An 11,742-nucleotide genomic window follows, 5' to 3' on the forward strand; every position below is an offset into this window, starting at 1 on the left:
CATTTTCAGAAGAAAATAATTTCCCATCCAACAGTTAAAAAGTTGTTGTTTCTAAAAATCAGATGTTCAGTAGACCCTAATTAACAAACTGTAATCAAGTTCAGATAGGCCGATTACTTTTTGCGTAAAAACAACCTCTTGTGTATCCATGGCAAAAGAAAAAATCATGATCATAATAAAACCAAGATAAATAAACGATACATATTTATTGTTGTTCATGAACTCACGAACAACCGTAAAGTCACGAATTACTTGAGAAATTGTCAATTTAGGAATGGTCTCTTTATCAATGCTTTCTTTTTCAGGAAGAAATAATAATAAAATTGCTGAGGTCACAAAAAACATTGCATTAAGCCATAATGTTGTTTCAATTGATGTTAATAATATAAGTGAACCACCAACGGCAGGTCCAATAATAAATGCTCCAGAACTTGTAAACGACCGGATTGAGTTGAAGCGCTTTCTTTTTTCTTTCGGAACGATAATTGTAACATATGTCATTGATGAAGGATTAAAAAAGGCATTTGCCACACTTAAAACTACAAGAATCCCATAGATTACCACCATGTTTGGTGCGAGTGGAATCATACTGATGAACACGGCTCTAATTAAGTACGTTACCATCATTACACTTCGCTTGCTTCGATAATCAATAAAACTACCTGTCCAGAGCTTCGTTACAATATTCGTTAGTGGAGCGATGATCCAAAGTCCCGCAACTGCTGCTGCAGAACCAGTAAGCTGATAAACGTTTATATTTATCGCTACTAAGTAGATAAAATCTCCTATATTTGAAATTCCAATCGATGTCAACAATAATGTAGGATGTTTCCAGCCCTGCAGGTTTTTTATCATAAACAAGCCTCCCTTTATTGAGACATTAGGAATATCACACCGCCAGCTTTAAAAAGCTTACGGACCAAATTCAATCAATCCCGAAAACAGCATAAAAATGATAATGACCCAATAAATAAAGAAAGATGATGAAAGAATTAAAGCGATGATCGGCAGTACATTCTTCTCCGTTTTCTTACAATCCCTACGATAGAAAGTGCGATACCAACCGCAGTAAGCACAAATGTAATATAGTCGCCATACAGATTGCCGATATTTGCAATTCGTGTTGGCGTTATAAAAACGATAAAAAAACAAACGATCCCAATAAAAAGTGCAAGATAGCTGATTATGCCGTGTTTCTGCTCATTTACTGATTTACTTACCATCAAAGTCATCCCCTCTTCTGACCATTAAAAACGATGTTAAAAAAATCATTTTTATGTATTCTGCCTGTTCCGTTTTAACTCATAAAGATGATATACACAATGAAAAAGACGATAGCCACTAGTAAAATAAATGGGACAACACAGCCTATCCCTCTATCATTTCTTTGCTCATAGTCTTCCATTCTTGCTTTTTTCTCACCCAGCAATTGATCATACTCTTCATCATCCGGTAAATAAAATGCTTCGACATGCATATTGCACGCCTCACAAATCCACTCTCCTCCACAGCCGAATTCATCTTCATGGATATACTTTTTTTTCGACTTGTGGCCGCATAATGGGCAATAGATAACACGGTTTTCACTTCTATTTATTTCATCCACTAGTAATCATCCTCTTTCCATTCCCACAGCATGAAAATCACTTGATTCCGACTAACCGATCCTAAGTTTCCAGCAAATTCTCCGACCCCAATAAAAGTTATTTACACCATTATAGGAATTGCCAAATGTTTTATTGTTTGGAAGCCATTATAATACTGCAAAAACTGTTGAAATACCCTGTTTTTAACACGTTTACTTACTTCCTAGTAAAATATATTTAGAAAAATAATGGAAAGCTAGCTCTATTAAATCGATAATAACATTTGTCTACCTGCCATACCAGTTTATATGACAGATAATTTTATCTATACTAGTAATATCCACTTTTGCATTACAAAAATTTTGTTATTTATACGTAAGTTCAAGCCAATTTTCTTTCTCTACTGTAGCGATCGGTCAGATACATATTTCTTCCAGCTTCCTTATTAATAAAATTTTCCCCTTTTTTTAGATTTGCAAATAATTACTAAAATTCTTCCTTCAAGTTCTCTACTACTGCATAATCTCTTCTAATATATAGCAGAGTTTCACTATTAATCTTTCTTCTCACTTGGAAAAATTGTGTACGACCAATTAACAATCGTATCGATTAGATAGATTAACAACCAAATTTGTACAATATTTGTTATCAATTCATTTGTAAATGGTTGTGGTTCGATTAATTCATCCTTATACCAGTCTAAGTTTGTTAAAAAGTAATAAAAAGAATACTGCTCATTTCCGTAATATTGCCAAAACATTACGATAGCAATTGCAAACACAATAGTATGTAGATAAAACCATAACCGAGCATTTTTTGCGATTACTTTAGGGTCTTTTAAGTGAGCCATAATCTGTCTCTCTTTCTCGGTTAAGAGATCGATTCCTTTCCACTTTCCAATTTTATCTTTTACGTAACGATCCATTTTCATAAAATCACTAATTCCGAATGTTCCAGCATACACAATAAAAATAACGATTACGATCTGAAAAGTTGTAAATTCTCCTGTATGTTTATAAACAACAAAAGCAAGGAGAGCCTCTAATATTATTGCCGCAATGAATAATCCTAAAAAAGCATAACTGACGCGAATGTTTGTAAAAAGATAACGGACGACTACAAACAGAAACAAAAATAGTAAGGAACTGACTTCTAATGTAATAAAAATCGCCCAATGATTATCCAATAATAATTGCATGATTACCCCTTTCCTTTCCATTCAACTCATTTATCTATTAACTTTTATTAAAGAGAAGATAGTGTAATCGAAGTCATCCCTCTTATCACTATTCCTGTTCACTATTTTCAATAAAAATTTCCCAAGCTCTTTCAAAAAAATCAAGCAAATCTTGTTCAATTGGATAAAAACCAACTTTCTGTGATTTTTCCGGAGATTTGCGAACTTCCCATACCTTATCAAAAAAACTTTCATTATCCCCAAATGTTTCAATTGTTTTTTCATGAATCCGACGTATGATACGTTGTATTTCGGGTGCACCAGAACCTTTATCCATATGTTGCTTTAATTGGCCGATCAAAGCGATCCATTCTAATGTATCTGGATCATTTCGATTCATGTTTGGAAGGAGATCAAGTAATTCACTTTCTTGTGCATGAAAGTATTGCTCCCTGTACAATTTTCTCTTTTCAGTATCTTGTTTATATAATTGAATTAACTTATTTAAATAGACTAAGTCAATTTTCCCATCTATTGTTAAGCCATTTTTCAATCCTTTTAACGTACTTTCTATTTCTAAAATTTTTTCTTTTTCTTTCATTATGTAATTTAACTGACTCTCTAATCCTTGTGCCCAATCCCAGTTTTCATCAGACAACATGTCATTTATTTCCTTTAAATTAAAACCTAATGTTTTTAAAAACTGAATCTCCTGTAATTTTTTTAATTCTTTTTCCCCGTATAATCGATGTCCTCCTTCCGTCTTTCCAGCAGGAGGTAACAAATTAATTTCATCATAATAACGCAGCGTTCTAACAGAAATTCCAGTCTGTTTCGTAACTTCTTTTATTGAAATCATCATTTCTCACCTCCAACATACTTGTTAACTAGATTATACAAGATTACGTTACGTCACTTTCAAGGTGTTTTTTAATTTTCTCATTTTCTTCCCCTATTACTCAAAAAAATCTCGCATGGAACGAGATCCCTATGAGATAGTGCCAGTAAATCTTTTTTTACCTAATGACTATTCTTTTTTCGCCTCCAAATAAAGACATTCATTTCCTTCTGCCGTTTTGCAGTGCTTAATTTGTTCATTTCTTCTTTCGTCAATTTTAATGTATATCCATAAGAAACTATTTTTCAATGTTTTCCAATTCGCGCTGCATTTTCAGCGATCTCACTAGTTATCTTTGCAAAATAATTTCCTTTTAATGCATTCTGAAAATATACACGTGCTATACACCTTCACTGATTCTTTACTATATCCATCCTTCTAGAAAATCGTCTTAACATAACTTCTTTTATGTAGCAAATTAACGTAGACGAATATACATTTAAGTTTAATTATTTTACAAACGTACTAAAATGCTTTAGGATTGAAAATTGTGGAATGAAGCAATGATGTTAAAAGCTTCATTCCATTATTTATTTTTAACAAGGTTTCCTCCTGTAAGGATAATCAAAAATTATCAGTCTAGATGGAGATAATAAGTTAAAAAATAGTAGCAGCGTAGTAAGTCAAAATTATTGGAGGAATATCGGAATGGAAAGTTCGAAGGGAAAGAAAGTCTCGTTAGATTTCGCATCATTTATTTTAAGTGGTAGTGCCTTACTACTATTTGTATTCATTGCACTTATCAATGCCGACTTTGTTGCAGACACAGTCGAATATTTATTTGGATTATCAGCGACTTATTTTGGCCTCATTTATCAAGTTGTTTTATTAGGAACATTTATAATTGCGATCGTTTTAGCGTTTTCAAAATATGGAAAAATACGCTTAGGTAACCTCGATCAACCAGAACTAAGCACATTCAAATGGATTGCAATTATTATGTGTACATTGTTAGCAGGTGGAGGGGTATTTTGGGCGGCTGCAGAGCCATTAAGTCACTTTATATCCGTACCACCGCATTTTTCGGGAATTACCAAGGCAACACCAGAGGCAGTCGCTCCAGCACTAGCAATTAGTTTCGTGGATTGGGGTTTCCTCTCATGGGCAATTCTAGGAACTTTAGGAACTATTGTATTAATGTACGCCCATTACCATAAAGGCATGCCCCTTAAACCAAGGGCATTACTATATCCTATATTTGGAGAAAAAATAATGAAAAACAGCATATTCGGAACAATTGTTGATTCCTTCTCCATTATTGCTGTTGCTGCTGGAACTATTGGACCAATAGGTTTCTTAGGATTACAAGCAGGATATGGCTTAAGTACTTTAACAGGTATACCTAATACGCTTAGCGTCCATATCACGATTATTATTTTATTAGTAATCGGTGCAGCAATTTCCGCTGTTACAGGCGTTCATAAAGGAATTCAATGGTTAAGCAGTTTCAATGTCATCTTAGCAATCGGATTAATCATAGGTGTCTTATTGCTAGGGCCGGGGTTATTTATCTTTAATAATTACTTTGAAGCTTTTGGTTTGTATTTAAATCATTTTATTTCTTTCAACACATATCGTGGGGATGAAGCATGGCTTGGATTATGGACAGTATTTTTCTTTGCATGGTTTATTGGCTATGGTCCGATGATGGCCGTGTTTGCAAGCCGGATATCAAGAGGACGGACAATCCGGGAACTCGTCCTGGCAGTCGCAGTCATCGCTCCTGTTGTGACAACTTTTTGGTTTACTGTCGTAGGCGGGACAGGTATTTTCCAAGAATTAAAGCTACCCGGTTCTGTTTCAGTGGCATTAGATGAGGCCGGACCCCCAGCAGCAATGATGGCAATTACAGAGCAGTTACCATTTGGGACAATATTCGGGTTCTTGTTTTTATTTGCCACGATTATTTTCGTATTAACTACGACAGATTCAATGTCACTGACAATTTCCATGGCAATATCTGGAGATGGAAACCCTCCTCGGTGGTTAAGAGCATTTTATGCATTAGTAATGGGGTTAGTTGCTATCGTATTAGTTTCTATTGGTGAAGGTAGTGTTAATGCGTTACAATCATTTATCGTTGTCACTGCTGTCCCTGTAGTCTTATTGCTATTAACAACCTTTTGGACCGCACCAAGAGCTTGTAAAGATATGTATGCAACTCAGGAAAACAAATCAGTTTAAAGGAAAAATCAAACCAGTATTTTCTTCCACCCAAGAAGGAAATGCTGGTTTTTTTACAACTTATAATGTGGGCAGTTGTAAATCTTATGGTTTGAATATTTTTTCCGCTATTATCGTTGGTCTTTCAACCGATTACGGATTTTTACTTAACCTTCAACATGTACCAAAGCTAACAACCCTACTGATAATGTTAATTTCCAGCATTGAATCTTCATCAAGTAACGAATTTCCGACCATTCCGATTTCGCATATGCGGAAAAAACAAATCGTTTCCTCTCGATACATTAACACACCACTTCTAATAATTGTCAACCCAAAAAGAAAATTCAAAAAAATTCCACACCTCACCCAACTTCCATGATAAAATATGAATAATGAGAATTTTCTCTGAGAGGTGACGCGCCCAATGAGAGCGTATACATATTATAAAAATGCTTTAAAAAATATTCCAAAGCCTTGTCTATTTTTAGATAACGATATGTTTCGTACCAATATACGAAATATTCTAAGCGCAAGCAACAATAAAAACATCCGCATCGCTAGTAAATCGATCCGCAGTGTGCCGGTACTCAAAGAAATCCTTAACGCTTCATCAACATTTCAAGGAATCATGTGCTATGCAGCTGATGAAGCAATCTATTTAAACGACAATGGCTTGGACGATTTGCTTATAGCTTATCCTGTCTGGAACACCAAGTATTTAAAAGCAATTGCAAGTCGAGTCATGAACAAACAGACCATAACCGTGATGGTTGATTCCATTGAACATATCGAGCATCTTGAGATGGTTGCTGCAGAAAACAATCATCAGTTCCTCGTCTGCCTAGATATCGATCTCTCGAGCGAATATCCCGGTTTACATTTTGGCGTCCATCGATCACCTGTAAAAACAGTTTCCCATGCTGTTGCCCTCATCAATCGGATTGAAGACTCACCCTACATGAAACTTGATGGCATCATGGGTTACGAAGCTCAAATTGCAGGCGTAACCGACAATAACCCAAAACAGCGAATGAAAAACATGGTCGTACGCTTCCTCAAAAACCACTCATCAAAAGCTTTAAAGAAAAAACGCCAGGAGATCATTGACATCATTCACGAAAAACAAATCGATCTCCGCTTTATCAATGGTGGAGGTACTGGGAGCTTGCACCAGACAACGAAAGAGAATGTCACAGAAATCACAGTCGGTTCCGGATTTTTCAACTCCCGCCTGTTTGATTTTTATAGAGATTATTCCAATCTACCAGCACTTGCCTATGCAATTGAGATCACCCGGATACCGAAAAAACATATATATACCTGTGCCGGCGGTGGCTACATTGCCTCCGGGGCAATGGGCAAAGACCGAATGCCTCACATATACCTGCCAGAAGGAGCGTGCCTCACCGCTAACGAAGGCGCGGGTGAAGTCCAGACTCCCATTTATTATGATGGAGACATCCCGCTAAAACACGGTGATCCAATTTTTCTTCGTCACAGTAAAGCAGGGGAATTATGCGAGCATTTTCATCATATTCATTTAATAAAAGACGGAAAAATTATAGACACTTACAAAACATATCGAGGTGATTATCAATGTTTCCTTTAAAGAAGAAAAAGAAATGGAAAAACTGGTCAGAATCTTTCTTAAATGAGCCACAAAATATTCTTTATCCAAAATGCATTGAAGACATTCAAAATATTGTCAACTCATGCCGACGTGAAGGGAAAAAAATCCGCGTCATCGGAGCTGGCCATTCGTTCGTCCCTATTGCAGCCACAGAAGGGGTACTTCTGTCTTTGGATAATTTAAAAGGGATCGATCAAATCAACCGCAAGAAAAAACGAGTTACAGTCTGGGCTGGAACGACACTAAAAGATCTCGGACTTCTTTTACACGAACAAGGATATGCAATGGAGAACCTTGGAGATATCAACTCACAAACAATCGCTGGATCGATTAGTACGGGGACGCATGGATCAGGAATAAACTACGGTAGTCTATCAACACAAATCACCGAATTAACCATCGTCACGGCAGACGGACAAATATTGACTGTATCCGAAAATGAAAACAACCATTTGTTTGACGCTGCCCGCCTATCTCTTGGTATGCTTGGAATTATCGTCAAAGTGGAAATCCAAGTCATCGACTCTCATCAACTGGTTAGCGAAAGCCGCCGTGCTTCAACGGATGAAATATTGCCAAACTTACATACCTTAACAACCACCAATCGTCATTTCGAGTTTTTTTGGTTTCCGTACACGAGCACTTATCAAATTAAAACATTAAATTCACCGGGAGATAAAGACGTTACAAAACTAAAAGGAAATAGCACCTTCAATAACATGATCCTTGAAAACGGTGCACTTTGGGCATTGTCCGAATTGAGTAAAAACCAGCCAAAAATGAGCAAATTCATTAGTAAGGTCATTGCCCTAGGAGTTCCGACTGGAAAAGCAATAGGTAATAGCTTTGACATGTACGCTACTCCACGACTGGTAAAATTCAATGAAATGGAATACAGTGTTCCTGCCGACAAGATGGCGACCGTTCTGCAAGACATTGATTATGTGATCCGTAAAAATAAATTTAAAGTTCACTTCCCGATTGAATGCCGATACGTTCAAGCAGATAATCTATGGCTAAGCCCTTCTTATCAACGAGATTCCGCCTATATCGCCATTCATATGTATAAAGGAATGGAGTACGAATCATATTTCGCCGCGATTGAAGAAGTGTTCCTCCATTATGATGGCCGGCCACACTGGGGGAAAATGCATACACTAACCGCACAAGGCCTTCAAGAGATGTATCCAAAATTCAACGATTTCCTAGAACTTAGAAAACAGATGGATCCTGAGGACATACTGCTAAATCGTTATTTGAAAGGATTATTTTATGAGGAGGAGTATTGCAAAATTCCGGCCAGTAAGTAGCTTTCTATAATTTGATAAAATATCATAAAACAGATTCATTAAATCCTTCTCACTTTCATCAAAGGATCTTTACGCATATGGATAACAAACTTTTCATTATTTGTATGATAAACCATCATTCCCTCTTTTGCACTGAAAAATTCCTTATTTGCGTTTTCATCCTTAATTGGACGTACTGGGGCGACTTCATCGACTATCTTCTTATCACCTTCATAATGATAATTTAAAATTGAAACTAAAAGAAACTGATTAGGATATAGTTCACGAGCCTCTTTCCATTTCATTTTGCACCCACCTTATCTTTATTATTAATAAGAATAAATAGCATTATCAAATATAGATGACTAAGTGCAGATAAACCTCAAATTATTCAATATTAGCGCCTATTGCGAATCGCAACTCAATCTAGTTAAGAAAATCAATTGCTTTTTTGTTTTGCCAAAAACAAACCTATTTTAAGTAACGAATACAATCCAAATATAATCATTAATGTTCTTGATATAACATATCCATCAATAGCTAAATCATAGCCACCTGGGATTAGTATGCTTGGATTAATAATTATAAAAGCTGTAATTAACAATGATACTGCAATCAATATATAAGCAATGATAGATTTATTACTCACAGCCGTTCCCCCCTTGCTTTACCTCTATTCGTCTTTTATGAACCATCGTTCTATAATTGTGCTGAAAGCTTAATGTTTATTTTATGAATTATATCCAAAAGAAAGTGCAAAAACCAATGCAAATAATGATGAAACAATAATGATCATACAAATTATAGTAATTATTACAGTTAAGCTTTTAGGTATATCAGGGAAATAATCAAGTCCCTATCAAATCGCTAACCAGGTGATTAGTTAATAAATTGCAACAACGAAACCATATTCCGACTAGTTAACCACAGAGCTATACATAACAGAAAGAATATAATTTATTGTGACAACTGTTTTTTCTTAAGGTTCTTGAAACCCAAATAAAGCAATAAAACAAAAAACCCCAAAATAAATTATCATCAAAAAGTGTAAAAAAACTAATGTTTTTCGAGTAGATCCTTTTACGCTTAAACAAGCACTTATAATACCAAAAACATTTATAAAGATTGGTGCAAACATACTTATTCTGTAAAAATATTCAACGAAAGCAATTTTCCAATCTTGAAAGAGATACATAATCATAAAGAATGAAAGTGAGAAACAAATAATTGAAAAAACAGTAAAAAATGCCCTCAATGTATTAACACCTTTTTGTTGTAAATTTTATAAGCAAAAATATCCAAATAATAACCCTATTCCAGACCCCCAACTAATTGTTGATAGTAAGGGAAACTGGAAAAACATGCTAAGAAGTACAGCAACAATACAACCAGTCATCTTTCCAAGTAGTATTAAACTAATTAAAAAATTTGAGATCTTTTGTTTTCTTACCCAAGGTGCCTTGCTTATATTTATGGTTCATGCTTATAACTACAAATACTGCAATCCCAGATCAAATAAAATTATGTATTGCCAAACACTCTAAATAATATTTGAATTTATCATCATCTAAATCCCCAATTTCCATATTATTTAAACCTATTAATGCAATAAGATAAGTATTTAGATATTCAGATAATCCATAAACTTTAAAATTACTTACATTTAAGTTATCATTTGATTCTAATACAACAGATATTCTGTATCCTTTGTTATGTTCATCTATTAATGTATTATAAGTTATTTCTTCGTCCTTAATATTATAAACCATGTTATCTATTCTGTTACTTGAATTTATTAGTTGTTCTTCTTTATTAACCACTTGGTTTAGTATTTCAGGATTAGTTATAGTGAAAAGCTTATATATCTTATCTTCATCAATCTCATCATCATTTTTATAATCCTCAGGATGAATACTAAATAAAGGGATTTCAATAGCACAAAATTTTTTCATTAATAAATTTTCTACGAATACTTTGCTTGTTGTTCTTAACTTTTGCTTTTTAAAACTTTTATATAATTTTTCAAAATTCATTATATTTTCACACTCCTAAGAGATTTTAAATACATTGTGCCTTACCATTCTAAGGATTGACTTTTAACAAGTTTGTAAGTTTTGGTTTATAATTCGACTTCTCAAATCGAAGTTTCTGATATTTTGTTAATATCGTTTATTTATGACGACCTTCCTTCAGTACACAGGAGAAAAATTACCGCCTACAGTTTCCCCAAGTGACCATACAAAATGAAAAAGTTTCGAAGGTATCCGTTCTGTGGCTGCAAAAAAATTTAAAGTAGGAATCCGAAGAAAACATCCCGATTGTTAATGCATATTTAATGATTTTATTACCCTATATTTTTACTGGACTGTTCATATATATACTTCTTATATTAAAAAACTATTTAAAAATTACCTATTAAATTCTATTGGACGTATTGAAGAGGCCATTCAACAAGCCAATTATTCATAGCTAATGTTTACCCTTGTATATATTTTTTGCGTGTAGGATGACTTGCAAAATGCTGGGGTGGAAGAGATACCACTTAGTTTTCAATGCTTATGGTTTAATCTATTCTCTAAGTCAAAAGGTATGTGGAGTATTATTCGACCCTGCTTTTCTATCCATTTTATTTGTGTCCTAAACTATGTATATATTTCAAAGATATTTAAGGGAAATTTAGTATCAAAAAAAGCCTTATAAACTTATCCCATTAAAAGTGGGCAAAATTTGTAAAATGAAAACAAGAGGGCGTTCACCCTCTTTAAACAAAAATAGCTGAAATCCAGCTCCTTAATTTTAACTTTTACCTATTTTTCTTCTGCTGCTACCGCTCAAGATTGAGGAATAACATAAATAAATAAATTAACTCTAATTTCTATCTCCATTATCGGTATATTCACGCACCTGATCTCCCTCTTTTAAAGGATCAATTGTATGCTTGAACCCATATCCTTGGGAAATCGTTACTAATGTCAACAACAAAGTAACCACAGTTA

The 11,742-nt window shown here is 34.4% G+C and carries 11 protein-coding genes and 1 pseudogene; 3 read left to right on the forward strand and 9 right to left on the reverse strand.

The features are described from left to right. Positions 1–66: 66 nt before the first annotated feature. From ACPYKA_RS04490 to ACPYKA_RS04510, 5 genes and pseudogenes are all read right to left on the reverse strand, one after another. Entirely contained in the window at positions 67–855 is a 789-nt protein-coding gene (locus tag ACPYKA_RS04490; protein ID WP_479541183.1) for an MFS transporter, read from the reverse strand. Positions 856–912: 57 nt separating this feature from the next. Further along, positions 913–1,223, reverse strand: a pseudogene (locus tag ACPYKA_RS04495) (hypothetical protein). A 74-nt stretch (positions 1,224–1,297) separates the two neighbouring features. After that, positions 1,298–1,606 (reverse strand): hypothetical protein, encoded by a 309-nt coding sequence (locus ACPYKA_RS04500; protein WP_479541184.1) that lies wholly within the window; start codon positions 1,604–1,606, stop codon positions 1,298–1,300. A gap of 533 nt (positions 1,607–2,139) precedes the next feature. Next, complete coding sequence (locus ACPYKA_RS04505; RefSeq protein ID WP_479541185.1) at positions 2,140–2,784, reverse strand: hypothetical protein; 645 nt, start codon at positions 2,782–2,784, stop codon at positions 2,140–2,142. An 88-nt stretch (positions 2,785–2,872) separates the two neighbouring features. Continuing rightward, on the reverse strand, positions 2,873–3,625 hold the full coding sequence (locus ACPYKA_RS04510) for a MerR family transcriptional regulator (protein ID WP_479541186.1): 753 nt from the start codon (positions 3,623–3,625) through the stop codon (positions 2,873–2,875). 684 nt (positions 3,626–4,309) lie between these two features. Here ACPYKA_RS04510 and ACPYKA_RS04515 point away from each other — a divergent pair. From ACPYKA_RS04515 to ACPYKA_RS04525, 3 genes are all read left to right on the forward strand, one after another. Continuing rightward, the gene (locus ACPYKA_RS04515) at positions 4,310–5,845 is read left to right on the forward strand and encodes a BCCT family transporter (protein WP_479541187.1); all 1,536 of its coding nucleotides are present in this window, start codon (positions 4,310–4,312) and stop codon (positions 5,843–5,845) included. 406 nt (positions 5,846–6,251) lie between these two features. After that, positions 6,252–7,436 carry an amino acid deaminase/aldolase gene (locus ACPYKA_RS04520; RefSeq protein ID WP_479541188.1) on the forward strand — a complete coding sequence of 395 codons (1,185 nt, stop codon included), beginning with the start codon at positions 6,252–6,254 and terminating at the stop codon, positions 7,434–7,436. Further along, complete coding sequence (locus ACPYKA_RS04525) at positions 7,424–8,767, forward strand: D-arabinono-1,4-lactone oxidase (RefSeq protein WP_479541189.1); 1,344 nt, start codon at positions 7,424–7,426, stop codon at positions 8,765–8,767. Before ACPYKA_RS04520 ends, ACPYKA_RS04525 begins: the two co-directional genes overlap by 13 nt. Before the next feature lie 38 nt (positions 8,768–8,805). Here ACPYKA_RS04525 and ACPYKA_RS04530 read toward each other — a convergent pair whose 3' ends face one another. The 4 genes from ACPYKA_RS04530 to ytzI all read right to left on the reverse strand — a co-directional run bounded on the left by ACPYKA_RS04530 (position 8,806) and on the right by ytzI (position 11,737). Then, the gene (locus ACPYKA_RS04530) at positions 8,806–9,051 is read right to left on the reverse strand and encodes a hypothetical protein (protein ID WP_479541190.1); all 246 of its coding nucleotides are present in this window, start codon (positions 9,049–9,051) and stop codon (positions 8,806–8,808) included. A gap of 134 nt (positions 9,052–9,185) precedes the next feature. Then, positions 9,186–9,395, reverse strand: coding sequence for a hypothetical protein (locus ACPYKA_RS04535; protein WP_479541191.1), 210 nt, complete (start codon positions 9,393–9,395; stop codon positions 9,186–9,188). An 862-nt stretch (positions 9,396–10,257) separates the two neighbouring features. After that, a complete protein-coding gene (locus ACPYKA_RS04540; RefSeq protein WP_479541192.1) occupies positions 10,258–10,779 on the reverse strand; it encodes a hypothetical protein in 522 nt (173 codons plus the stop codon). Positions 10,780–11,614: 835 nt separating this feature from the next. Next, on the reverse strand, positions 11,615–11,737 hold the full coding sequence (ytzI, locus tag ACPYKA_RS04545; RefSeq protein WP_479541197.1) for a YtzI protein: 123 nt from the start codon (positions 11,735–11,737) through the stop codon (positions 11,615–11,617). Positions 11,738–11,742 lie beyond the last annotated feature (5 nt).

It is taken from the genome of Pseudogracilibacillus amylolyticus (SeqCode), assembly GCF_051918545.1.
Taxonomy (GTDB): Bacteria; Bacillota; Bacilli; order Bacillales; family Amphibacillaceae; genus Pseudogracilibacillus.

Bases quoted from the DNA above. Each gene is read 5' to 3' on its own strand.
- ACPYKA_RS04540 (WP_479541192.1), bottom strand. From the start codon at position 10,779: ATGAATTTTGAAAAATTATATAAAAGTTTTAAAAAGCAAAAGTTAAGA.
- ACPYKA_RS04525 (WP_479541189.1), top strand. From the start codon at position 7,424: ATGTTTCCTTTAAAGAAGAAAAAGAAATGGAAAAACTGGTCAGAATCT.
- ACPYKA_RS04530 (WP_479541190.1), bottom strand. From the start codon at position 9,051: ATGAAATGGAAAGAGGCTCGTGAACTATATCCTAATCAGTTTCTTTTA.
- ACPYKA_RS04490 (WP_479541183.1), bottom strand. From the start codon at position 855: ATGATAAAAAACCTGCAGGGCTGGAAACATCCTACATTATTGTTGACA.
- ACPYKA_RS04510 (WP_479541186.1), bottom strand. From the start codon at position 3,625: ATGATGATTTCAATAAAAGAAGTTACGAAACAGACTGGAATTTCTGTT.
- ACPYKA_RS04520 (WP_479541188.1), top strand. From the start codon at position 6,252: ATGAGAGCGTATACATATTATAAAAATGCTTTAAAAAATATTCCAAAG.
- ACPYKA_RS04515 (WP_479541187.1), top strand. From the start codon at position 4,310: ATGGAAAGTTCGAAGGGAAAGAAAGTCTCGTTAGATTTCGCATCATTT.
- ACPYKA_RS04505 (WP_479541185.1), bottom strand. From the start codon at position 2,784: ATGCAATTATTATTGGATAATCATTGGGCGATTTTTATTACATTAGAA.